The organism is Nocardioides sp. (assembly GCF_964229035.1).
Taxonomy (GTDB): domain Bacteria; phylum Actinomycetota; class Actinomycetes; order Propionibacteriales; family Nocardioidaceae; genus Nocardioides.
The window spans coordinates 1-22,799 of sequence record NZ_CAXRAZ010000048.1 but is presented as its reverse complement, the minus strand read 5'-3'; the positions used below and the strand labels follow the sequence as shown (position 1 = coordinate 22,799).

Sequence of the window (22,799 nt, the reverse complement as noted above, 5' to 3'; positions counted from 1 at the left end):
CAGGAGCGGGGGGGATGCGAGCTGATGGGGTGGATCGCCGACGACGCTAGCAGCGCGCGGGCCCCCCACGGGCAGAGCGAGATCGGGTTCACACCGCCCCGGTAGGTTGGCGGTCATGGAGATCCGCGCCAGCCGCTGGGACGACTGGACCCTTCCGGACCTCCTGGCGGCCAAGTCGCGCGGCGGGCAGCGGGTCAGCCTCGTGGTTCCGGCGCGCAACGAGGCGGCCACGGTGGGTGCCGTGGTCACCCGGGTGCGCGAGGCCCTGATGGAGACCGTCGAGCTCGTCGACGAGATCGTCGTCATCGATTCGGACTCCGTCGACGACACCTTCGACGTCGCCACCTCGGCCGGCGCCACGGTGCACCGGGCCGCCGAGATCCGCCCCGACCTCGGCTCGCACCGCGGCAAGGGCGAGGCGATGTGGAAGTCGCTGTTCGTCACCACCGGCGACCTCGTCGTCTTCATGGACGCCGACCTGCTCGACTGGGACACCCACTTCGTGCCCGGGCTGCTGGGCCCGCTCCTCGACGACGAGCAGGTGCAGCTGGTCAAGGGCTTCTACGACCGGCCCGGTGCCGAGGGGCCGCTCGAGGGCGGCCGGGTCACCGAGCTCGTCGCGCGCCCCCTGATCGCGCTGCTGCACCCCGAGCTCGCGCCCCTCGTGCAGCCGCTGGCCGGCGAGTGGGCGGTGCGGCGCGACTGGTTCGCCTCCCTCGCGGTGCCCACGGGCTACGCCGTCGAGCTCGCCTCCCTCATCGACACGGTGCGCCGCGGTGGTCCCAGCGCGCTCGCGCAGGTCGACCTCGGCGTCCGCGCCCACCGCCACCAGGCCCTGCGCGACCTCGGCGGCATGGCCACGCAGATCCTCGCCGCCGCCCTCGAGCGCGCCGGGCTCCCGACCGGCCACAAGGACGCCGTCCTCAGCCAGTACCTGCGGGGCCTCGCGCCCGTCGAGCAGGTCGTCGCCATCCACGAACGCCCACCCGCGGAGACCTACCTGTGACGCTCAAGCTCGGCCGCCAGGCCTTCGGTGACGACGAGGCCCTGATGATGGCCATCGTCAACCGCACTCCCGACTCCTTCTTCGACAAGGGCGCCACGTGGGCCGAGGACGCCGCCTTCGAGCGCGTCGCCACCGTCGTGGAGCAGGGGGCGGAGATCGTCGACATCGGCGGCATCAAGGCCGCCCCCGGTGTCGAGATCGGCCCCGAGGAGGAGAAGGCCCGCGTCGTCGACTTCGTCGCCCGCGTGCGCGAGACCTACCCCGACCTGGTCATCTCCGTCGACACCTGGCGCGCCGAGGTCGGCGCGGCGGTGTGCGCGGCGGGCGCCGACGTCCTCAACGACGCGTGGGGCGGGGCCGACCCCGAGCTCGTCGACGTCGCCGCGCAGTACGACGCCGCGATCATCTGCACCCACACCGGCGGTGTCACGCCGCGCACGCGGCCCTACCGCCTGGAGTACGACGACGTGGTGGCCTCCACGATCCACGACACCCTCGCCTACGCGGAGCGGGCCCTGGCCGCGGGGGTCTCGCGCGAGTCGATCGTCATTGACCCCGCCCACGACTTCGGCAAGAACACCTTCCAGAGCCTCGAGGTGACGCGGCGCATCGGCGAGATGGTCGCCACCGGCTGGCCGGTGCTCGTGAGCCTGTCGAACAAGGACTTCGTGGGCGAGACGCTCGGCCTCGAGGTCGGTGAGCGGCTGCTCGGAACCCTCGCCGCCACCTCGGTCTGCGCCCTCGCCGGCGCCCGCATCTACCGGGTGCACCAGGTGCCCGAGACCCGCCAGACCGTCGACATGGTGTGGACGATCGCGGGTCGTCGTCCGCCGCTGCGCGCGATCAGGGGGATCCAGTGAGCACCACCGTCTCGAACGCCGCCGTCTCGAACCTGCCGACGGCGCTGGTGCCCGGCGTCCTCGCGCTGCTGCCGCGCTACGCCTCGATCGAGGACCCCGTGGCTGACGTGCGGGCGGCCTGCCTGACGGCGGTGGCCGCGCTGGGCCCGCGGGTCCTGGTGCGCGCCTCGGGTGAGTCCGGTGCTCAGGTGGGACGGGCGCTGCTGGAGGCCGTGGGCGTCGACGAGACCCCCGACGCTGCGTCGGCCACGGGGGTGCTGGTGGTCGGCAACGGCACCGCCAAGCGCACCGAGAAGGCACCCGGCCACCTCGACGAGCGCGCCGAGGCGTTCGACGCCGCCGTGGCCGCCGACCCGTACGCGGTCGACGCCGCGCTGGCCGAGGAGCTGTGGGCCGACGTCGGCGCCTTCGACGCCCTCCCGGGTGCCATCGGCGAGGCCGAGGTGCTGCTGGACGCCGCGCCGTTCGGCGTCCAGTACTGGGTCGCGCTCTGGCGCTGATGTTTGCGCCGATGTTTGCGCCGATGTTTGCGCTGAGATCGGCGCGGACGACGCGGCGCGGCGCCCTACCCTCGGGCGGGTGAGCGACCGCGACCTGCTGATCGACCGTGACCGTCTGGCGCCCGGCGTCCTCGAGGTGACCTTCAACCGCCCCGAGCGACGCAACGCCTTCACGAAGGCGATGTACGCCGAGCTGCGCGAGGTGTGGGCCGGGCTGGCCGACGACGACTCGCTGGGGGTCGTCGTGCTGCGCGGCGCCGGCGGCAAGGCCTTCGCCGCGGGCAACGAGATCAGCGACTTCCTCGAGGCCGACGCCGTCGACTACGAGAACTGGATCCGCGAGATGCTCGACGGGCTGTGGTCGCTGCCGCAGGTCACGATCGCCGCGATCGACGGCGTGGCGGTGGGCGGCGGGCTCGCCGTGGCCACGCACTGCGACCTGCGGGTCGCCACGTCGTCCTCGCGCTTCGGCTACCCGATCGCGCGCACGCTCGGCAACGCGCTCTCGGGCACGGTGCTCTACCGCTGCCAGGCGATCTTCGGGGAGTCGCTGACGCGCGAGATGCTGCTCGCCTCCCGGCTCGTCGACGCCGCGCGCGCCCACGCCGTCGGCGCCCTCACCGCCGTGGCGGACGACGCCGCCGCCCTCGAGGCCGAGGTGGCCGCGCTCGCCGAGGGCATCGGCCAGGCCTCGCGCGTGACGATCCGCACGACCAAGCAGCAGCTCACCGAGCGCGCCCGGCTCGCCGAGGCCTCCCTGCCGGGCGAGGAGGAGCGGTTGCGCGCGGTCTACGGCGGCCCCGACTTCGCCGAGGGCGTGCGGGCGTTCCTGGCCAAGGAGAAGCCGCGCTTCGGGGCGGGTCGCTGATCGACCGGGCCCCCAGCCGGATCGCTGTGATCTGGCCCGCGGACGACGATCCGGCTGGGGGCCCCGACCTCAGGAGCGCCACCGGAGCCAGCGCGAGCGCTGCGCGGGCGTGAGCGCTCGCCGAGCGGCGACGCTCGAGGTGTCGACCCACCACGCCGGCCGGCGCGTCGTCCACCTGCTCTGAGCAGGACGACGGGCGGCACGCTCGTAGGCGGCGTGCAGCCGACGGGTGAACGCCTCGACGTCGTCCGGACGCCCCGAGTTGAGGCGGACGACCTCGAGTCCGAGGTCGCGCAGGTGATCCTCGGCGCCGTGGTCGCGCCGACGGACCTGCTCGGTGTCGTGGACCCGACCGTCGTACTCGCCCGCGACGCCGGCCGCGGGGTCGAGGAGGTCCGGCGTCGCGACGTGCCGACCCGCCTCGTCGAAGATCGGGACGTTCGTTCGCGGGCGGGGGAGGCCGGAGGATGCCCAGCGCAACCGGGCCAGGGTCTCCATCGGCGACCAGGTGTTCTCGTCGGCCGCTCGCAAGGCCGCCCGCAGCCGGACGATGCCCGGTCGTCCGCTCAGCCGTGTGGCGTAGTGCCACATCTCGTCGAGGCTCACGAGGTCGTCGACCGCGGCCATGTCGACCACCGTGACGGCCTCGAGAAGGCTCCGAGCCCGTCGCGCAGCCCAGCTGATGGAACGAGCGGCGGAGGTGATCGGCAACCCGTCGAGCTCCTTCGCGTCGTCGTCGAACAGCCAGTCGAACCCGATCTCCACCCCGGGGCGCCTGCTCAGGAAACGACGGTCGCCGACAGCGACAGGTACGGGCAGTTGTCGTGCAGCCTCGCGCCCTGACAGGTAGCGCGCCCCCTGCCAGTGCAGAGCGGCCCAGCCGGTCACCAGCGCCCCCGCGGGCAGCCCGGCGACCGCCTCGACGATGCGCTGCTCGGTGCTGTCGGCCGAGACATCCGTCGGTACGTAGAACCCCTTCGAGACCCGTCGCCAGCGCGGACCGCGCGCCTGGCCGTGGGTCGGACCCGGTCCTCCCGCAGCGCCTGCTGGCAGCGGGACCACGAGGCCGGGGCGGGCGATGATGAGGTCCACGCCGCCAGCATCGGCGGCTCCGCGGCGCGGTGCGGCCGTCGTCCACAGCCTTCGATGGGTGGTTGTGCAGGCCCCCAGCCGCATCGTCGCGATCGGTCCTCAGAAGTGCGATGCGGCTGGGGGTCCGGGAAACCGGCGGCCGACTTCACCGCCGCGCGACGGCACCCAGGCCAGCGACCACGCACAACGCCGCGGTGAGCAGGCAGGTCGTGGTGAAGGCCGCCCCGTCACCCCCGAGGACGTCGAGCAGGGCCACCGCCGCGGCCGAGCCGGTGGCGAAGCCGACGTAGCGCAGGAGCATGTTGAGCGACAGCGCGCTGCCGGTCTCGGCCACCGGCACGTGGGGCACGATCAGCGCCGGGAGCGAGGCGAACGAGAACCCGCTGCCCAGCCCGCCGAGCGCCATCGCGAGCAGCGCCTGCCAGAGCTGGTCGTGGGCGAGGGCGAGCAGCAGCAGCGACGAGCCGAAGACGAGACCGCCCACCGGCAGCACCACCTGGGGGCCGAAGCGTCGTGACGCGCGGATGGCCAGGCGGCTGCCCGACACGCTCAGCAGCGCGTAGGGCACCAGCACCGTGCCGGCCACCGCCACGCCCAGGTCGAGTCCCCAGCCGCGCGATCCGTCGGCGCGCACGAGCAGCACCACGAGCGTGAGCAGGGTGTACATCGCCACGCCGAGCGCCAGCGTCACCAGGTGGACGACGCGCAGCCGCGGCCGCAGGGCGAGGCGCAGGTCGACCAACGGCTGGCGCCCGGCGCGATCGAGGGCGACCGTGCGCCGCACCCAGGCGACCAGCAGGGCGATGCCGATCAGGGCGCCAGAGGTGACCGCCAGCGAGGTCCAGCCGCGCCGCTCGCCCTGGCTCACGGCCAGCAGCAGGCCCGTGACGCCCAGCCCCACGAGCAGCGCGCTCGGCACGTCGACCGGCTGCGGCACTCCGTCGGCGTCGCGGGGCAGGTGGCGCGCGGCCAGCAGCAGGGTGAGGGCGACGAGCGCGCCGCCGACGGCGTAGGCGCCCGAGACGCCGACCGTTCCGGCGAGGGCTCCGGTGAGCGGGTAGCCGAGCCCGGCGCCGGCGACCGTGGTGACCGAGAGCAGGGAGAGCCGGGCGACCAGCCGCTCGCCGTGCCACACGTCGCGCGCGACGGCGAGGGCCAGCGGCGTGACGCCCAGGCCGATGCCCTGCAGCGCGCGGCCGACGACGAGGCCCGTGAACCCGAACAGCGGATCGGCCAGCGCGGCCAGCGCCGTGCCGACGAGCACGGCTCCGAGGCTGGCCAGCACCACCGGACGACGCAGCCGCCCCGATCCCCACCGGCCGAGCGCGGGGGTCGCGGCGGCGGCGGTGACGAGCGTGGCGGTCAGGATCCACTGGGCGTCGGCCAGGCTGACGTGGTGGGTGCGGGCGATGCTCGGCACCAGCGGGGCGCCGAGGCTGCTGACCACGGCGGTGACGACGGTGATGGCGGCCAGGGTGGCGAGGAGCGGCCCGTCGCGGCGGGCGTCGTCCACCGGTGGTTGCACCGCCCCAGTGTGGGCCCCGCCCCCTCGAGGACGACGACGCGCCGCCGCCCGTGGACGGGCGACGGCGCGGCGGGGTGGTTCAGGGTGCGGGGCTCAGGCGTCGACGGAGGCCGGAACCTGGGTCCAGTTCGTGACGAACTCGGTGCCGCTGCGACGGAACAGCTGCGAGACGGGGCAGCGGCGGTCGACCTCGGACTCGAGCTGCGCGAACTGCTCGGGGGTGGCGTCGGTCTCGATCTCGGCCGTGACCTCGACGCGGTCGAAGTTGGCGTTACCGTCGGCCCCGCCCACGAGGACGGCGGTGTCGAGGTCGCCCTGCACGCGGAAGCTGAGCTTGCCGAGGGTGATGCCGAGGTCCTTGGCCACGAGCTGGGCGGTGACCTGGTTGCACGAGCTGAGCGAGCCGAGCGCGTAGAACAGCGGGCTCGGCGCGGCGTCCTGGCCGCCGAAGGCGGGGTAGGCGTCGGTCGAGAAGCGGTGCGGGGAGTCGGGGACGCGCAGGTCCTGCGCGACGCCGGTGCCCTCGGCCTCGATGATGAAGGGGACGACGGTCTCCTTGGGGCGAACGGTCATGGGAGCTCCTCCTGTGCTGGGTGCGCCGGCGGGTGCTGCCGGCGGTCGGTGCCGAGCGTGGGGGTGCCGCTCGCCTTGGCGATAATCTGTATCTAGAAAGTACACAATGCGCGCAAGCGGGAAACGCGCAGGGTGCGATCGGCTCAGTCCGCGAGACCGACGAGCAGGCTGGCCACGTGCGCCAGCTGCTCCACCGCGTCGGGGAGCGGCCTGGTCGGCGTGAGGCCGTGGCTCAGCGTGAGGCGCACGACGGGCTCGGCCCACTGCTCGACGCGTTCCTGGTCGAGCGTGGGGAGGTGGCGCCGCGCCCAGTCGCGCAGCACCTGCGTGGCCTCGCGCAGGATCCAGTCGCCGCGGGTGGTGAGCAGGGCGAGGAGGTCCTCGTCGCCCCCGCCCCCGATGACGATCTGCAGCAGCGGGTTCTGCTCCATGGCGCTCAGCGTGTAGGCGGCCGCCTCGCGGATCGCGGCGGGCGGGTCGTGGGGCGCCGACTCGAGGGCCGCGCTGATGCCGGCGAGCAGCTGGGCGATCTCGCGGTGGACGAGGTCGCTGGCGACCTGCGCCTTCGTGCCGAACTCGGCGTGGAGCGTCTGGCGGCTCACGCCGGCCTGGGCGGCCAGGGCTCCCATGCGCACCGACCGCCAGCCGCTGGCCAGTGCCACCTCGCGCGCGGCGTCGAGGACGGCGTCGCGCAGCTCCCCGCGCGTGCTCTCGGGCACTCGGGGGGCGGGCGTGGCGGCGGACACGCGCACACCCTACGGCGGTGGAGGCGGGGGATCACCGGGCCGGGGCGGCAGGAGGCCGGGAGGTCGGGAGGTCGTTGACATTTTTCGAAAAATGTCAGAGGTTGGCCCCACGCCGCCTGGCGACCGACCTCACCGTGGAGGACCTCATGACCGAACTCTCCGAGCGCCCCGCGCCGGCCCCCGCTCCCGCTCGAGCCGCACGCCCCTACGATCCGGCCGACCTCTCGTCGCTCGCGTTCTGGCGCTCCACCGCCGCCGAGCGCGAGCGCACCTTCGCCGAGCTGCGCGCCGAGCGGCCGATCTCGTGGCACCGTCCGGTCGAGGGCAGCCTCATCGAGGACCCCAACGACCAGGGCTTCTGGGCCGTCGTCCGCCATGCCGACCTGGTGGAGGTGACGCGTCGTCACGACGACTTCCTCTCCGGCGAGGGCATCGTGTTCGACTCCGTGCCGAAGGAGCTGCTCGACTCCGCGCAGGGCTTCATCGCCATGGACCCTCCCGACCACACCAAGATCCGGCGTCTGCTGGTGTCGGCGTTCACCCCGCGGCAGATGGCGCGGATCGAGGCCGACATCGAGGCCAACGCGCGCCGCATCGTCGATGCGATCGCCGAGAAGGGCGAGGTCGACTTCGTGCGCGAGGTGGCCATGCTCGTCCCGATGCACAACATCTTCGACATGATGGGCGTCGCCCAGGAGGACCGGCTCGTGCTGGCCGAGACCTCCGAGCTGATCGCCTCCTACCGCGACCTCCCCGGAGGTGACCCCGAGGAGGTGCTCGGCATCCTCTTCGGCTCGATGCTGCAGTTCAACGAGATCGCGGGGCGCATCATCGCCGAGCGGCGCGAGCACCCCGGCGACGACCTCGTCTCGGCGCTGGTGCAGGCCGAGGTCGACGGCCACCGGCTCACCGACGCCGAGATCTCTTCCTTCTTCGCGCTGCTCATGGTGGCCGGCAACGACACCACCCGGCAGAGCACGGCGCACGGCATGAAGGCGCTCACCGACTTCCCGGAGCAGCGCGCGTGGCTGATGAGCGACCTCGAGGCGCACCTGCCCTCGGCCGTCGAGGAGATCGTGCGCTGGGCCTCGCCGATCATGACGATGCGCCGCACCGCCGCGCGCGACTGCGAGCTGGGCGGTCGTCAGGTCACCGCCGGCGACAAGGTGGTGCTCTTCTACGCCGCCGCCAACTGGGACACCGACGTCTTCGACCGCCCGGAGCGGTTCGACCTGGCCCGCACGCCCAACAAGCACGTCTCCTTCGGCGGCGGCGGCATCCACCACTGCCTCGGCAACCAGCTCGCCCGCCGCCAGCTGGCCGCGACCTTCCGCGAGCTGCTCACGCGCCTGCCCGACATCGAGATCACCGGCGAGGTCGCGTACGGCGCCGGCACGTTCTTCCACGTGGTCTCCTCGATGACCGCGCGCTTCACCCCCGAGTCGCAGGTGCGCCGCTGATGGCCGGGTTCCGCATCGTCCTCGACGCCGACCGCTGCTGCTCGGCGGGCATGTGCGAGTCGTTCGCGCCCGACATCTTCGAGGTGGACGACGACGGCCTCCTCGTCATCCACGACGAGACGCCGCCGCCGAGCGCCGAGGCGAGCGTGCGCACCGCTGTCGCCTCCTGCCCCACCGCCGCGCTGTCCCTCGCGGAGGAGTGAGCGCGGTCGTCCTCGGCGGGCGGTCGTCGTCCTCGATGGGCGGTCGGCGTCCTCGATGGGCGGTCGGCGGCCGGCGTGCGGCCGGCGTGCGGCCGGCGGGGGATGTAACACGCCGTCCACCTGACCTGTCGCCGCTTCTCAGTCGTCTCGGTGCCCGATCGAGCATCGAAACGACTGAGAAGCGACAGGTAGTGCGGTGGACGGCGTGTTACAAGCCGCCCGGGCCGAGGCGGCGCTGGCGCTGCGCCAACGGCGGCGCCGACACGGCGGAACGAGCCGTCCGGCGTCAGCGCCCCGCGCCGGCGCCCAGGTGCTCGAGCGCGCCGAGCTCGGTGTCGGTGAGCGGCACGAAGGCGTCGTCGCGCAGCAGGTGCAGGGTGCCGTCGTCCACGCGCAGGAACAGGCCGACGAGGTCGACCTCGCGGTCGCCGAGCACGCGGCGCAGCCGCTCGAGGGTGATCGCGACGTTGACCTGGGCGAGCTGATCGGCCCCCGAGAGACCGGCGGCCGCAGCCGAGCGGGCCACCGGGTGGCCCTCGCGCCAGGCGGTGCGCGCGGTCTCGGCGTGACGCAGCCAGGCCTCGATGGGCGATCCGTCGCCCGGCCCGTCACCAGCCCCTTCACCAGCCCCGTCGACGGCGGCGGCCATGGCGCCGCAGCCGGAGTGACCGCAGACCACCACGGTGTCGATCCCGAGGGAGTCGACGCCGAAGAGCAGCGGCGCCGAGACCGACCCGTCGTCCTCGGGCCCCGGCTCGGGCGTCAGGTTGCCCATGGTGCGCACGGTGAACAGGTCGCCGGGGCCGCTGCTGGTGAGCAGGTTCGGCACGACCCGGGAGTCGACGCAGCACAGGAAGAGCGTGGTGGGCGACTGGCCGCCGGCCAGCTCGTCGTACACCGGTGCGAGCACCGAGGTGGAGCGGCGGTGGTACTCGCGGACGCCGACCGCGAGCGGGTGGGCGGGGGTCTCGACACCGAGCTCGGCGCCGCCGTTCTGCCAGCGGGTCCAGGGCAGCAGCGCCCTTCCCGACAGCGGCACCGCCTTGCGGGGGCGCTCCGCCGCGGCGTCCTCGCCGTCGGGCCCGGCGTGCTCGACCACCGCCTGCCCGCCGCGGGCGGTGTAGCGATCTGCCCACTCGACGACCTGGTCGCGCCCGGCAGGATCGAGGTAGTCGACCAGGAGGTCGATCTCCACGACCTGACCCTCGGGGATGCGGGCCAGCTTGGGCACGATGAGCGGGATCGCGAGGAACGACAGGCTGCCCCGCACCTCGGCGATCCACAGCTCGCGGCCGTCGGCGGCGTCGCCGCTGCGTCGCACGTCGACGTCCACCCGGGTGACTCGCCACAGCGTGAGGGCCAGTGCACCGAGCAGGCCGAGCAGCACGCCCTCGATCAGGTTCAGCGCCAGGACGCCGCCGATGGTGAGCGCCCAGATCCACAGCTCGCCGCGGTCGCGGGCCTGACGGATGTCGACCGGCTTGACCAGGTTGGTGCCCATCACGATGAGCAGACCGGCGAGTGCGGCGAGCGGGATCTGCTCGACGAGACCCACCAGCACGAGGGCGAAGACCAGCACCCACACGCCGTGCAGCACCGCCGAGGCGCGGGTGCGCGCGCCGGCCGCGACGTTGGCCGAGGAGCGCACGATCACCCCGGTGACCGGCAGGCCGCCCAGGGCTCCGGACGCCGTGTTGGCCACGCCCTGCCCGATGAGCTCGCGGTCGAGACGCGCCCGCGGGCCGTCGTGCAACCGGTCGATCGCCACAGCGGAGAGCAGCGACTCCACCGAGGCGATGAGCGCCATGGTGAGCACCGCGCCGGCGATGGCGAGCGAGGTGCCCTCGGGCATCGCGATCGACCCGATCTGGGCGAGCAGGTCGCCGCCGAGGTCGACGCGCTCCGCACCAGGCAGCCAGGCGGCCGCGAGCAGCGTGATGAGGACGACGGCCACCAGCTGCCCCGGCACGACCCGCACCCGCTGCGGCAGGCGTGGCCAGCTGAGCAGGATCGCGATGACCCCCGCCGCCGCCAGCACTGCGTGGACGTCCGGCGTGGTCATCGCCGAGGCGATGCCGGTGAGGTTCTCCCACGCCGAGGGCTGGGACGACGATCCGAGCGCCACGTTGAGCTGCCCGAGCACGATCGAGACGCCGATGCCGGCCAGCATCGCGGTGACCACCGTCGGGCTGATGGCCAGCGCGTAGCGGCCCAGCCGGGTCGCGCCCAGCAGCAACTGGACGACGCCCGCCATCGCCGTGATCGCGCAGGTGGCCTCCCACCCGAACTCGGCCACGGTCTCGGCCACCACCACGGTGAGCCCGGCCGCCGGACCGCTCACCTGCAGCGGTGCGCCGCCGAACAGGCCGGCCAGGATGCCACCGACCGCCGCGGCGATGAGCCCGGCGGTGACGGGTGCGTCGGAGGCCACGGCGATCCCGAGCGAGAGCGGCACGGCCACGAGGAACACGACCAGGGAGGCGGGCACGTCGAAGCGTGCGTCCTCCCTGATCCAGCGCCGGGCCGCATCGATGCGGCCGGTGGGCGAGGGGTCAGGGGTGGGGGAACCGGGGGCTCCGGGGGTCGCAGAAGCGACGTGGCGTTCGAGGATCACCGAGAATCTCCTTCGACGTCAGCAGGAGCCACCACGGTAGGCAGACGATGAGAATCGATCTCGACTCGGAGGGACGACCACTGCCCGACGATGCGATGAACGGTCGTCCGACCCTGCCGAGCGGTCGCTTTCTCAGCGGGATCCCAGGTCCCAGGCGGCGCGGGCGGGTCGGGCGCAGCGGCGGGGATGTAACACGCCGTCCACCCGACTCCTCGCCCATTCTCAGTCGATTTCCTTCTCGATCGGGCAGGAAGCGACTGAGAAGCGCCAGGTAGTCGGGTGGACGGCGTGTTACATGCCGGGCGGCAGGCCGGCCACGAGGGCCGCGATCCGCCGGGCGCGGGTGTCCGGGCGGGCGGCGTCGTCCACAGGGACGAGCAGTTGGCGGCGCTGCGAGGGGCGCAGCGCTTCGAACGCCTCCGAGCGACCGGCGTCGTCGAGAGCCGCCCGCACGTCGTCGGGCACGAGGACGACGTCGGGGTCGACGGGTGCGAGTCGGCACTCGACCACGTCGCCCGGTCGAGCCCCGAGACGCCGCTGGAGGCTCGCGCCCGCCCAGAGGAAGACGCCCTCGGTGACGTCGGCCTTGGTCAGGGCGAGGTTGACCTCGACGTCCTCGATCGTGCCGGCCACCCGCCGGGTGCCCTCGGCCCCGGCCGCGGCCACGAGCTCGGGCGGCACCCGAAGGATGGTGTACGTCGCCCGGCCCCACTCGAGGGGCTCGAGCGCGGCGCTGAACTCGTGCGGGCCCACCTCGGTCACCCGGTCATTGTCGCGCGCCCCCGCACGCACGACGTCCCCAGCCGATCTGCTGTGTTCCGGCCCGAAGGACGACAGATCGGCTGGGGACGTCGGGTGCTCGCCCGGAGGCGGGACCTACGTGTTGGCGTTACGCGCTCGGCTCGCTGCCTGCCCTCGCTTCGCTCGGGCGGCAGCTCGCCTCGCAGAAAGCCCCCAAGCAAACGGTCTACGCTCGTTCCTCGCTGCGACCGCTCACTTGTTGGCTTTACGCGCTCGGCTCGCTGCCTTCGCGCGGGTGTTGGCGTCGAGGTCGACCTTGCGGATGCGCACGGTCTCGGGGGTGATCTCGACGCACTCGTCCTCGCGGCAGAACTCCAGGCACTGCTCGAGGCTGAGCTTCTTCGGCGGGATGAGCTTCTCGAAGTTGTCGGAGGTGGCGGACCGGATGTTGGTCTGCTGCTTCTCCTTGGTGATGTTGACGTCCATGTCGTCGGCGCGGGAGTTCTCGCCGACGATCATGCCCTCGTAGACCTCGGTGCCGGGCTCGACGAACATCACGCCGCGCTCCTGCAGCGACGTCATCGCGTAGGCCGTGGCGGCGCCCGCGCGGTCGGCCACCAGCGAGCCCGAGGCGCGCGAGCGGATCTCGCCGGCCCACGGGAAGTAGCCCTCGGAGATGTGGTGGGCGATGCCCGTGCCGCGGGTCTCGGTGAGGAAGTCGGTGCGGAAGCCGATGAGACCGCGCGCGGGGACGACGAACTCCATGCGCACCCAGCCGGTGCCGTGGTTGGTCATGCCCTCCATGCGGCCCTTGCGGTTGGCCAGCAGCTCGGTGATGGTGCCGAGGAACTCCTCGGGCGCGTCGATGGTGAGGCGCTCGAAGGGCTCGTGCAGCTTGCCGTCGACGTGCTTGGTGACCACCTGCGGCTTGCCCACGGTGAGCTCGTAGCCCTCGCGGCGCATCTGCTCGACGAGGATGGCGAGTGCCAGCTCGCCGCGGCCCTGCACCTCCCAGGCGTCGGGGCGCTCGGTGGGCAGGACGCGCAGCGAGACGTTGCCGATGAGCTCGGAGTCGAGGCGGTCCTTCACCAGGCGCGCGGTGACCTTGTGGCCCTTGCCGCCCTTGCCCACCAGGGGCGAGGTGTTGGTGCCGATGGTCATCGAGATGGCGGGCTCGTCGACGTGGATGAGCGGCAGCGCCACCGGGTTCTCGGGGTCGGCCAGCGTCTCGCCGATGGTGATGTCCGGGATGCCCGCCACCGCGACGATGTCGCCGGGGCCAGCCGACTCGCCCGGCTTGCGCTCGAGACCCTCGGTGATGAGCAGCTCGGAGATCTTGACGTTCTTGATGCCGCCGTCGCGCTGCATCCACGCGACCTGCTGGCCCTTCTTCAGCGTGCCCTGCTTGATGCGGAGCAGCGCCAGACGGCCGAGGAACGGCGAGGAGTCGAGGTTGGTGACGTGGGCCTGCAGCGGCGCGTCCTCCTCGTACTCCGGCGCGGGGATGGTCTCGAGGATCGTGCGGAACAGCGGCTCGAGGTTGTCGCCCTCGGGCAGCGTCGCGTTCTCGGGCTTGGTGAGCGAGGCGATGCCGGCCTTGCCGGAGGCGAAGACGACCGGGAAGTCCAGGGCGTCCTGGCTGTGGCTGTCGTCGAGGAGGTCCATGAACAGCTCGTAGGTCTCGTCCACGACCTCGTCGATGCGGGCGTCGCCACGGTCGGTCTTGTTGACCACGAGGATGACGGGCATGTCGGCGTTGAGCGCCTTGCGCAGCACGAAGCGGGTCTGCGGCAGCGGGCCCTCGGAGGCGTCGACCAGCAGCACGATGCCGTCGACCATCGACAGGCCGCGCTCGACCTCGCCGCCGAAGTCGGCGTGGCCGGGGGTGTCGATGATGTTGATGGTCATCGGGCCGCCGGCGATGTCCTGCGCCGCCGGACCGGCGTAGCGCACGGCGGTGTTCTTGGCGAGGATCGTGATGCCCTTCTCGCGCTCGAGGTCGCCGGAGTCCATGACGCGCTCGGCCACACCCTCGGCCTGGTGGGCGCTGAAGGCGCCGGCCTGGTGCAGCATCGCGTCGACGAGAGTGGTCTTGCCGTGGTCGACGTGGGCCACGATGGCCACGTTGCGCAGGTCGTTGCGGATGCTGGGCATGGCGGCGATGTTCAACTTTCACGATGCGGTGGCGCGAGCACCGGCACGACGTGCCCGCCGCCCGCGCGGGACGCGGAGGAGTTTAGTGGCGACGCAGGGTGCGGCCCGCATCCGCGCGCTCGGGGTGCTCCCCGTCACGTGTCGGTGCGCGTCGTCCACCGCTCCGGGTCACGGGTCGCGCCGTCGGTCCGGGCGATCAGCCAGCGAGTCGCCTGGTCGGCATCTCCACCGGTAGGGGAGACTCCTCCCCATGCAGACCATCGGCCTCGTCGGCGGCATGTCCTGGGAGAGCAGCGCGTCCTACTACGAGGCGCTCAACCGCGGTGTCGAGCAGCGTCTCGGCGGCCTCCACTCGGCCCGCACGATCATGGCGTCGGTCGACTTCGCCGAGGTCACCGCACTGCAGGAGGCCGAGCAGTGGGACGGCGTCGCCGACATCCTGCGCGAGGCCGCGATCTCGGTGGAGCGCGGCGGAGCCGACTTCCTCATGCTCTGCACCACCACCTTCCACCGCGTGGCCGAGCAGGTGGCCGACGCCGTCGAGATCCCGCTGCTGCACCTGGGTGACGTCGTTGCCGAGGCCTGCACCGCGCAGGGCGTCGAGTCGGTGGCGCTGCTCGGCACCCGCTTCGCGATGTCGCGCACCTTCTTCACCGACCGCATCGCCTCCCACGGCCTCGACGTCCTGGTGCCGGACGCTCGGCACCACGACGAGCTCAACCGGATCATCTACGACGAGCTCGTGCACGGGAAGGTCGTCGACTCCTCGCGGCGCACGGTCGTGGAGATGATCGGCGAGCTCTGGGACGCCGGCGCGGGCGGCGTCATCCTCGGCTGCTCCGAGCTCGAGCTGCTCGTGCGCCAGGCCGACTCCGAGCTTCCGGTCTTCGGCTGCACGTCGCTGCACGTCAGCCGCGCCCTCGACCGCGCGCTGGCCTGAGCGCTGGCCTGAGTGCTGCCCCGCTCCTCCGAGAGTGGCGCGGCGACGGCCCGAGCCGCCTCAGACCCGGTGCACCTTGTGCTGGGCGGCCTGCGCCCGCGGCTTGATGACGAGCTCGTCGATGTTGACGTGCGGGGGCCGCGTGGCCACCCAGGCGATGGCGTCGGCGACGTCGTCGGCCACGAGCGGGTCGGGCACGCCCGCGTAGACCGCGTCGGCCTTCGACTGGTCGCCCTCGAAGCGGACGAGGGAGAACTCCTCGGTGTGCACCATGCCCGGCGCCACCTCGCAGATGCGCACCGGCTGGTCGAACAGCTCCAGGCGCAGGGTCTGCGTGACCACCTTCGTGCCGTGCTTGGCCGCGGTGTAGCCGCCGCCGCCCTCGTAGGCCACGCGACCGGCCGTCGAGCCGACGTTGACGATCACGCCGGCGCCGGAGACGACGAGCGCCGGAAGCAGCGCGCGGGTCACGCGCACGAGGCCGAGTACGTTGACGTCGTAGGTGCGCCGCCACACCTCGACCTCCGCCTCCGCCACCGGGCTGAGGTCGAAGGCCCCGCCGGCGTTGTTGACGAGGACGTCGACGCGCGGCCCCGCAGCCTCGGCGAGCGCGGCGACCGAGGCGTCGTCCGTGACGTCGCAGACCACCGCGCGCCCGCCGATCTCGGCGGCCAGTTCCTCGATGCGCTCCGCGCGCCGCGCGGCGCACACGACCTCGAAGCCGGCGCGCGCGAGGTGACGGGCGGTCGCCGCGCCGATCCCGCTCGAGGCGCCGGTGACGACGGCGAGGGGACGCCGATCGGGCTCGGCCGACGGTGCGCCGGTGCGCTCGGGGGCGGTGGGATGCTCGCTCACCCGACCATCCTGGCGCACGCGGCGTGACGGGGGTCGCCCGCCGTGTGACGAGCACGGTCTTGGGTGCCTAGGAATGTTCGGCACACTGGGAGGGTTGACCGATCAGCCCGGCCCGGCGGCCGAGCACGTCCGGCCCGCCGCCGCGGGCCCACGCAGGAGGTGGCAGTGGGGCACAGCGAGCCGTCGTCGACCTTCTCCGGGTTCCCCGAGGACTCCCGCCGCCCGGTGCGGCGGGTGGCGATGATCAGCCTCCACACCTCGCCGCTCGACCAGCCGGGCACCGGCGACGCCGGCGGCCTCAACGTCTACGTGGTCGAGGTCGCGCGCCGCCTCGCTGCGCGCGGCATCGACGTCGACGTCTTCACCCGTGCCACCAGCTCGCGACTCGACCCGATGGTCACCCTGGACCCCCTGCCGGCGCTGCCCGGGGCGCCCGTGGACGACGCCCGCGTGCGCGTGCACCACGTGCACGCCGGTCCGTTCGAGGGCCTCACGAAGGACCAGCTGCCCGCCCAGCTCTGCGTGTTCGCGCGCGACGTCCTGCGACTGGAGGCGGCCATGCCGCCGGGGCAGTTCGACGTCGTCCACTCGCACTACTGGCTCTCGGGGCAGGTGGGCGCGCTGGCGCGCGATCGGTGGGGCGTCCCGCTGGTGCACTCGATGCACACGATGGCGAAGGTCAAGAACGAGTCGCTGGCCGCGGGCGACACCCCCGAGCCCGCTGCGCGGGTGATCGGCGAGGAGCAGGTGGTCGAGGCCGCCGACGTGCTCGTCGCCAACACCGACATCGAGGCCAAGCAGCTGATCAACCTCTACGACGCCGACCCCGGCCGCGTCGAGGTCGTCCACCCCGGCGTGGACCTCGACGTCTTCCGGCCCGGCTCGCAGGCCGCCGCCCGCGCCGCGCTCGGCCTGCCGCCCGACGCGCAGGTCGTGCTGTTCGCCGGCCGCATCCAGCCGCTGAAGGCGCCCGACGTGCTGCTGCGCGCGATCGCCGTGCTGCTCGAGCGCCAGCCCGCGCTGCGCTCGCGGCTGGTGGTCCCGGTCGTCGGCGGCCCCTCCGGGTCGGGCCTGGACCACCCGGAGTCGCTCGCCGAGCTCGCGGTCACCCTCGGGCTCGACGACGTCGTGCGGTTCGTCCCGCCCGTGGCCCAGTCGCAGCTGGCGCAGTGGTACGCCGCCGCGACACTGGTCGCCGTGCCGAGCTACAACGAGTCGTTCGGGCTCGTCGCGGCGGAGGCGGGGGCGTGCGGTACGCCAGTGGTGGCTGCGGCCGTGGGCGGGCTGCCCACCGTCGTACGCCATGAGCGCAGCGGGCTGCTCGTCGACACCCACGACGACACCGACTGGGCGCGCGCGCTCGGGCGGGTGCTGACCGAGCCGGGCCTGCACGACCGGCTGGCGGCGGGCGCGGCGGCGCAGGCACGGGAGTTCAGCTGGGACGCGACGGCCGGCGCGATGCTGGAGACCTACGAGCGGGCCCGGCAGCTGATGAGGGCGGAGGTCACGGCGTGATCGAGCAGGAGCTGGACCCGAAGCGGGACGAGGGCCGCGACCAGGTCATCGAGGTCGTGCGCGGCTACCTCGCCGACAACGAGCTGGAGGCCGACGAGGTCGCCGACGGGGTCTTCTCCTTCGCGCTGCCCGGCGAGAAGAAGCTGCAGACCCCCGTGCGACTCGACGTCGGCCCGCACGCCCTGGGCATCCACGCCTTCGTGTGCCGCCGCCCGGATGAGAACCACGAGCGCGTGTGGCGCTGGCTGCTCGAGCGCAACCTGAAGATGTACGCCGTCGCGTTCGCCTGCGACCACCACGGCGACATCTACCTCGATGCCCGGCTGCCGCTGGCCGTCGCCACCCCCGACGAGCTCGACCGGCTGCTCGGGTCGGTGCTGAGCTACGCCGACGAGTCGTTCAACGCGATCCTCGAGCTCGGCTTCGCCTCCTCGATCCGCAAGGAGTGGGAGTGGCGCAAGCTGCGCGGGGAGTCCACCCGCAACCTCGAGGCGTTCCGGGGCTGGCTGGAGGCCGAGGACGCCGCCGGCGGGGCTGGTGGGGCTGGCGGGGCTGGCGGGGCCGGCGGGGCCGGCGACGCGGCCGAGGGCTGAGTCCCAGGGGTCACTCGGGTCCCGTCGACGGGATACTCCGCACGAGTTCTCACCCTCGACTCGAGCTGGGGGTGAGAACTTGTGCGGACTAACCCGCTTCCCGTCAGCCCACCCGACCCGTCGCACCGGAGCCCCCACCGAGGCTCAGCTCGTGGGCGGGGACGGGGCGCCCGAGGTGGTAGCCCTGGACCAGGCGGACCGAGAGGGTCCGCAGGATCGCGGCCTGGGCCTCGTTCTCGACCCCCTCGACGACGACCTCGACCGGGGCGGTCTCGAGCAGCCCGAGCACCGCGCGCAGCAGGTCGAGGTCGGCGGGGGAGTGGTCGATGCGGGCGACCAGCGAGCGGTCGACCTTGACGGTGTCCACGGGCAGGTCGAGCAGCTGGCCGATCGAGGACCAGCCGGCGCCGAAGTCGTCGATGCCGAGCCGCACGCCCAGCGCCCGCAGGTCGTCCAGGGTTCGGCGCACCTCGCGGTCGCCGATCATCAGGTCGGTCTCGGTCAGCTCGAGCAGGAGCGCGGTCGGCGGGAGGTCGTGGAGGCTGAGCGCCCGCGCCACCGCGGCGGCGTACGCCGATGAGCGCAGCTCCACAGGGCTGACGTTCACGTGGACCGTCACGTAGCGGTGCGACCGCCACCAGGCCGAGGCCTGCCGCAGGGCTCGGTCGAGCACCCACTGGCCCAGCGGGTGGATCAGTCCCGACGCCTCGGCGACGGCGATCGCGTCCGTCGGCGCGACCGGGCCGTGGACCGGGTGCCGCCACCGAAGGAGGGCCTCCACGGCGGTGATCCGCCCGGTGCGCAGGTCCCGCACGGGCTGGTAGGCCAGGGACAGCTGCTCGTCGGGACGGCCGAGGGTCTCGGCCAGGTCGCCGGTGAGGCTCAGGGCCCGGGCCGCCGGGTGCTCGGCGCCCTCGGGGTCGAACCACCGCACCCCGCCCGGCGAGCGGCGGTCGGTGTCGAACACCGTCCGGCGGGCCTCCTCCAGCGCCCGCTCGGGGGCCTGTCCGTCCAGGCCGCGCAGGCCGACGGTGACCACGGGCCAGACGCGGGCGTGGGTGGTCGTGACGAAGCCCGCGCAGACCTCCTGCACGGCGTCACCGAGCGTCGCCCGGTCGGCGCGGTCGCAGACGATGGCTGCCAGCGCGCCACCCAAGGGTGAGACCGCGAGCAGGTGCACCTCGTGCGCGAGCCCGAGCATCCGCTGGGCCAGGACCGAGGTGACCGTGCCGAGGACCTCGGCGCCGAGGACGTCGGCGATCTCGGTCGCGTTGCCCACCGACATCGCCACCAGCACCGAGGTGCGGTTGTGCCGGACGGCCTCCTCCTGCACGCGGCGTACCTGACGCAGCAGCGTGCGGCCGTGCCCGGGCACGGTGACGGCCCCGTCGTGCGGGCGGGGCAGCGGCACGACCGGAGCGACGGCGGGGGCAGGGGCGGGGACAGCGGCGGTGGAGGGCGGGGCAGGCTGCGCGGGCGCGGCACGGTGCGCGCGGTTCGCCTCCATCTGGTGCCCCCATGCATCGACGTGTGGCATGACGGTCTCCCGAACGACCGGCGAGGGACACAGTGATGGACCCTCGGCGCCTAGTCAGCACTCGTCTAGACCGGGGTGAGGGATGTTTCAGGCGTGACGGGTGTGACGGACGTGAAAGATTTTGCTTAGACGTCCTGTCAGTTCCGGACCGCGCCGGACCCGAGCTCCGGGGTCGCGCCGGTCGGTCGGAGGGGCGGGTCAGGAGAGGCCGGTCAGGGAGAGGTACGCCGACGCGATCGGCTCGCCCGCGAAGACCCCCACCGCCGCGCCGAGCAGCATGAACGGCCCGTGCGGGAGGCGCTCCCCGCGCCGCAGCCGACCGGTCGAGAGCAGCAGGACGCCGACCAGCGCACCGAGCACGAAGCCGGCCATCAGGCCGACCAGCGCCGGGCCGAGCCCCAGCGCGCCGAGGGCCAGTCCGAGCACCGGGGCCAGCACGACGTCGCCCAGGCCCATGCCGCGGCCACCGGTGACCAGCCAGGTGCCGGCGTACACCCCCACCCACGCCGCCAGCCCGGCCAGCAGCTGCCACAGCGGCGCAGCGGGGGACGAGCCGAGCTGGTCGGCGACGACACCGGGGAGGGCCAGGACGAGCGCGACGCCCGAGATCGCGAACGGCAGCCGCTGGTGCTCCAGGTCGATCAGCGCCAGCGCCACGCCGGCGGCGGCCACCGGCAGCACGGCCAGGACGAGCGCGACGTCCTGCAGGTGCAGGGCCACCGCGACCAGGAGCGCGGCGGTGCCTGCCTCGACGAGCGGGTAGCGCACCGGGATCGGGGTCCGGCAGTCGCGACAGCGGCCACGCAGCAGCAGCCACGACAGCACCGGCACGTTGTCGCGCCCGCGCACCGGCTGCCGGCACTGTGGGCACGCCGACGGCGGGTGCACGACCGAGAGCCCCAGCGGGACCCGGTGCACCACCACGTTGAGGAACGACCCGATCGCCAGCCCCAGCGGGGCCACCAGCCCGACCACCAGCGGCCAGGGGAGTGCCGCGGTCACCGCGCCGTCACCCGACCAGCCCGGAGGGGGCCGGTCCGGCAGGGGCTGCTCCGGCAGGGGCCAGTCCGGAAGCAGCCAGTCGCTCGCGCTGGTCGGCGGGCAGCATGTCCAGCAGCGGGCCCGGCAGCGTGGTGGGGGCCCCCACGCGGCCCACGCCGCCGCCGAGGTCGCCCAGGTCGGCCAGGTGGTCCAGCGGCGCCAGCAGCGCCCGCACGGAGCCCGCCGTGCGCACCAGGCCGAGCGCGGCCTCGCGGCAGGCGCGCAGGGCGGCCACCGGCTCGTCGTGCCGTACGCCGGAGACGGCTCGCGCCAGCTCCGCACCATGGGCCCCCAGGGCCGGTCGGAGCACCTGCAGGTCGGCGGCCCACTGGGCCAGCACCGCGCCCGCGGGGTCGCCCGTGGCCGCGAGCTCGCGGGACAGCGCGACGTAGGCCGTGGAGGGGCCCGTCGGGGGCGCGGGCCAGCCGGTCGGGGCGGGCGGCGCGGAGGGGGCAGTCAGGGTGGCCTGCTCCACCGGCTCGCCGGACGCGTCGCCCGGGACCGGCCGGTCAGACGAGGCCGACGGCGCGGACGGGTCGAGCCGCACCGAGGGGTCGACGTCGAGGGGGTGGGCCTGCTCGGGCCCGCGCGGCGCGGGGACACGCTGCTCGCTGTCCCACTCCGCCAGGGTCCGGGTCAGCACGTCGACCTGGCGCTTGAGCACCCGCACGTCGCGGTCCTCGGCCTGCACCGGCAGGTCGTCGACGTCCTCGAGATCGGCGACCTCCGCGAGCCGACGCCGGCGCACGGACAGCACGAGGTAGGTCGAGAGCAGCAGCGCGAGCACGCCCAGGCTGCTGGGGACCACCCAGGGGGCGAGCTCGGGGGTGAGGGGCAGGGTCACGACCGGGGTATCGGTCCAGCCGGAGGAGGTCTTGAGGGGCGGGTCTCGAGGGGGTGCGAGGCGTCAGCGCCCCAGCAGGCGGGACCCCTCGCGGTGCCACGCGCCGGCCCAGCCGGCCACTTCGTCCAGCGGCACGGGCTCGCCGAGGAGGTAGCCCTGGAAGGCGCCGCACCCCAGGCCGCGCAGTCGGTGCACGGTCTCGGTGGTCTCGACGCCCTCGGCCACCACGCGCACGTCCAGGCCGCGGGCGGCGCTGATCATCGCCCGGCACAGCCGCTCGGCGTCGGGGTCGTCGGCGACGGCCTGCACCAGGTGCGGGTCGATCTTGATCTCCCGGACCGCGGGCAGCTGCCACAGTGCGGTCAGCGAGGTCTGCGCGGAGCCGAACCCGTGCACGCTGACCCCGCAGCCCAGCGCCCGCAGGCCCTCCAGGAGCCCGGTGACCTCGGCAGTGGCGCGCGGGGCGGGCTCGGTGATCTCCAGGACCAGGTCGTGGGCGTGGACGCGGGACTCCTCCAGCAGCCGTCCGAGGTCCCCGAGGAGGCGGGTGCCCATCATGGAGCGGGCCGAGACGTTGACCGCGACGGTCGCGCCGGGCGCGGAGACCTGCAGCGTGGGCAGGTCGGCGAGGGCGCGTCCGAGCACCCACCGGGTCAGGTCGGCGATGACCGCGCTGCGCTCGGCGCGCGGCAGGAACAGGTCAGGGAGCAGCAGCCCGCGCTCGGGGTGCTGCCAGCGCACCAGCGCCTCGAACCCGGTCACGGCGCCGGTCCATCCGTCGACCTGCGGCTGGTAGTGCACCACCAGCTGGTCGCGGCGCAGCGCCTCGGCCAGCTCCTCGGGGCCGGTCCCGTCCGAGGCCGCCCGGTCGCCGCCCGGTCGCCGCCAGCGCTGGGGGGAGGACTTGGCGTCGTACATCGCGGAGTCGGCGGCCTGCACCAGCTCGCCGATCGTGCGGCCGTCGTCGGGGTGGACGGCCAGGCCGATGGAGGGGGTGATGCTCCAGCTGACCTCGTCGAGCCGGATCGGCTGGGAGAGCTCGGTGAGCAGGTCCTCGGTGCGCTGCTCGAGGGCGCACGCGTCCGGGCCGGCGATGAGCAGGGCGAACTCGTCGCCGCCCAGCCGCACCGCC

At 73.7% G+C, this 22,799-nt stretch carries 21 protein-coding genes; 9 read left to right on the top strand and 12 right to left on the bottom strand.

Annotated elements, in window-relative coordinates:
* Positions 1-115 precede the first annotated feature (115 nt).
* The 4 genes from ACERUN_RS14905 to ACERUN_RS14890 all read left to right on the top strand — a co-directional run bounded on the left by ACERUN_RS14905 (position 116) and on the right by ACERUN_RS14890 (position 3,234).
* Entirely contained in the window at positions 116-1,006 is an 891-nt protein-coding gene (locus tag ACERUN_RS14905) for a glucosyl-3-phosphoglycerate synthase (RefSeq protein WP_370290816.1), read from the top strand.
* A complete protein-coding gene (gene folP / locus ACERUN_RS14900; protein WP_370290815.1) occupies positions 1,003-1,866 on the top strand; it encodes a dihydropteroate synthase in 864 nt (287 codons plus the stop codon). The genes ACERUN_RS14905 and folP overlap by 4 nt, the downstream gene beginning before the upstream one ends.
* Positions 1,863-2,366 carry a hypothetical protein gene (locus tag ACERUN_RS14895; RefSeq protein ID WP_370290814.1) on the top strand — a complete coding sequence of 168 codons (504 nt, stop codon included), beginning with the start codon at positions 1,863-1,865 and terminating at the stop codon, positions 2,364-2,366. The genes folP and ACERUN_RS14895 overlap by 4 nt, the downstream gene beginning before the upstream one ends.
* Positions 2,367-2,445: 79 nt before the next feature.
* Positions 2,446-3,234: an enoyl-CoA hydratase-related protein gene (locus ACERUN_RS14890; RefSeq protein WP_370290813.1), complete on the top strand. Its 789-nt coding sequence runs from the start codon at positions 2,446-2,448 to the stop codon at positions 3,232-3,234.
* A 69-nt stretch (positions 3,235-3,303) separates the two neighbouring features.
* On the opposite strand, the gene ACERUN_RS14885 is transcribed toward ACERUN_RS14890, so the two are convergent.
* The 4 genes from ACERUN_RS14885 to ACERUN_RS14870 form a co-directional block, all read right to left on the bottom strand.
* Complete coding sequence (locus ACERUN_RS14885) at positions 3,304-4,326, bottom strand: hypothetical protein (RefSeq protein WP_370290812.1); 1,023 nt, start codon at positions 4,324-4,326, stop codon at positions 3,304-3,306.
* 145 nt (positions 4,327-4,471) lie between these two features.
* Positions 4,472-5,851 carry an MFS transporter gene (locus tag ACERUN_RS14880; RefSeq protein ID WP_370290811.1) on the bottom strand — a complete coding sequence of 460 codons (1,380 nt, stop codon included), beginning with the start codon at positions 5,849-5,851 and terminating at the stop codon, positions 4,472-4,474.
* Positions 5,852-5,944: 93 nt separating this feature from the next.
* Entirely contained in the window at positions 5,945-6,424 is a 480-nt protein-coding gene (locus tag ACERUN_RS14875; protein WP_370290810.1) for an OsmC family protein, read from the bottom strand.
* Positions 6,425-6,567: 143 nt separating this feature from the next.
* Entirely contained in the window at positions 6,568-7,170 is a 603-nt protein-coding gene (locus ACERUN_RS14870) for a TetR family transcriptional regulator (RefSeq protein WP_370290809.1), read from the bottom strand.
* Between the two features lie 146 nt (positions 7,171-7,316).
* Between ACERUN_RS14870 and ACERUN_RS14865 the strand changes: the two genes are divergently transcribed.
* Complete coding sequence (locus ACERUN_RS14865; protein WP_370290808.1) at positions 7,317-8,630, top strand: cytochrome P450; 1,314 nt, start codon at positions 7,317-7,319, stop codon at positions 8,628-8,630.
* Positions 8,630-8,833, top strand: coding sequence for a ferredoxin (locus ACERUN_RS14860; RefSeq protein ID WP_370290807.1), 204 nt, complete (start codon positions 8,630-8,632; stop codon positions 8,831-8,833). The genes ACERUN_RS14865 and ACERUN_RS14860 overlap by 1 nt, the downstream gene beginning before the upstream one ends.
* Before the next feature lie 286 nt (positions 8,834-9,119).
* On the opposite strand, the gene ACERUN_RS14855 is transcribed toward ACERUN_RS14860, so the two are convergent.
* The 3 genes from ACERUN_RS14855 to typA all read right to left on the bottom strand — a co-directional run bounded on the left by ACERUN_RS14855 (position 9,120) and on the right by typA (position 14,342).
* A complete protein-coding gene (locus ACERUN_RS14855; RefSeq protein WP_370290806.1) occupies positions 9,120-11,447 on the bottom strand; it encodes a SulP family inorganic anion transporter in 2,328 nt (775 codons plus the stop codon).
* A 291-nt stretch (positions 11,448-11,738) separates the two neighbouring features.
* Complete coding sequence (locus ACERUN_RS14850; protein ID WP_370290805.1) at positions 11,739-12,209, bottom strand: YdeI/OmpD-associated family protein; 471 nt, start codon at positions 12,207-12,209, stop codon at positions 11,739-11,741.
* A gap of 231 nt (positions 12,210-12,440) precedes the next feature.
* Positions 12,441-14,342, bottom strand: a complete 1,902-nt coding sequence (gene typA / locus ACERUN_RS14845) for a translational GTPase TypA (protein WP_370290804.1) — start codon at positions 14,340-14,342, stop codon at positions 12,441-12,443.
* 250 nt (positions 14,343-14,592) lie between these two features.
* Here typA and ACERUN_RS14840 point away from each other — a divergent pair, with 250 nt between their 5' ends.
* Positions 14,593-15,282, top strand: coding sequence for an aspartate/glutamate racemase family protein (locus ACERUN_RS14840; protein ID WP_370290803.1), 690 nt, complete (start codon positions 14,593-14,595; stop codon positions 15,280-15,282).
* Between the two features lie 60 nt (positions 15,283-15,342).
* Here the strand turns inward: ACERUN_RS14840 and ACERUN_RS14835 are convergent, their stop codons facing one another.
* Positions 15,343-16,137, bottom strand: coding sequence for an SDR family NAD(P)-dependent oxidoreductase (locus tag ACERUN_RS14835; RefSeq protein ID WP_370290802.1), 795 nt, complete (start codon positions 16,135-16,137; stop codon positions 15,343-15,345).
* Between the two features lie 240 nt (positions 16,138-16,377).
* On the opposite strand from ACERUN_RS14835, the gene mshA reads away from it, so the two are divergent.
* Both mshA and ACERUN_RS14825 read left to right on the top strand, forming a co-directional pair.
* A complete protein-coding gene (gene mshA, locus ACERUN_RS14830; RefSeq protein WP_370290873.1) occupies positions 16,378-17,652 on the top strand; it encodes a D-inositol-3-phosphate glycosyltransferase in 1,275 nt (424 codons plus the stop codon).
* Positions 17,649-18,245: a YbjN domain-containing protein gene (locus ACERUN_RS14825; protein ID WP_370038406.1), complete on the top strand. Its 597-nt coding sequence runs from the start codon at positions 17,649-17,651 to the stop codon at positions 18,243-18,245. Before mshA ends, ACERUN_RS14825 begins: the two co-directional genes overlap by 4 nt.
* 103 nt (positions 18,246-18,348) lie before the next feature.
* On the opposite strand, the gene ACERUN_RS14820 is transcribed toward ACERUN_RS14825, so the two are convergent.
* The 4 genes from ACERUN_RS14820 to ACERUN_RS14805 form a co-directional block, all read right to left on the bottom strand.
* The gene (locus ACERUN_RS14820; RefSeq protein WP_370290801.1) at positions 18,349-19,782 is read right to left on the bottom strand and encodes an EAL domain-containing protein; all 1,434 of its coding nucleotides are present in this window, start codon (positions 19,780-19,782) and stop codon (positions 18,349-18,351) included.
* 198 nt (positions 19,783-19,980) lie between these two features.
* Positions 19,981-20,784: an A24 family peptidase gene (locus tag ACERUN_RS14815; RefSeq protein WP_370038404.1), complete on the bottom strand. Its 804-nt coding sequence runs from the start codon at positions 20,782-20,784 to the stop codon at positions 19,981-19,983.
* Between the two features lie 7 nt (positions 20,785-20,791).
* Positions 20,792-21,667, bottom strand: a complete 876-nt coding sequence (locus ACERUN_RS14810) for a hypothetical protein (RefSeq protein ID WP_370290800.1) — start codon at positions 21,665-21,667, stop codon at positions 20,792-20,794.
* A gap of 63 nt (positions 21,668-21,730) precedes the next feature.
* Positions 21,731-22,799 (bottom strand): putative bifunctional diguanylate cyclase/phosphodiesterase (locus ACERUN_RS14805; RefSeq protein WP_370290799.1); only part of this gene is annotated, 1,069 nt, incomplete at its 5' end.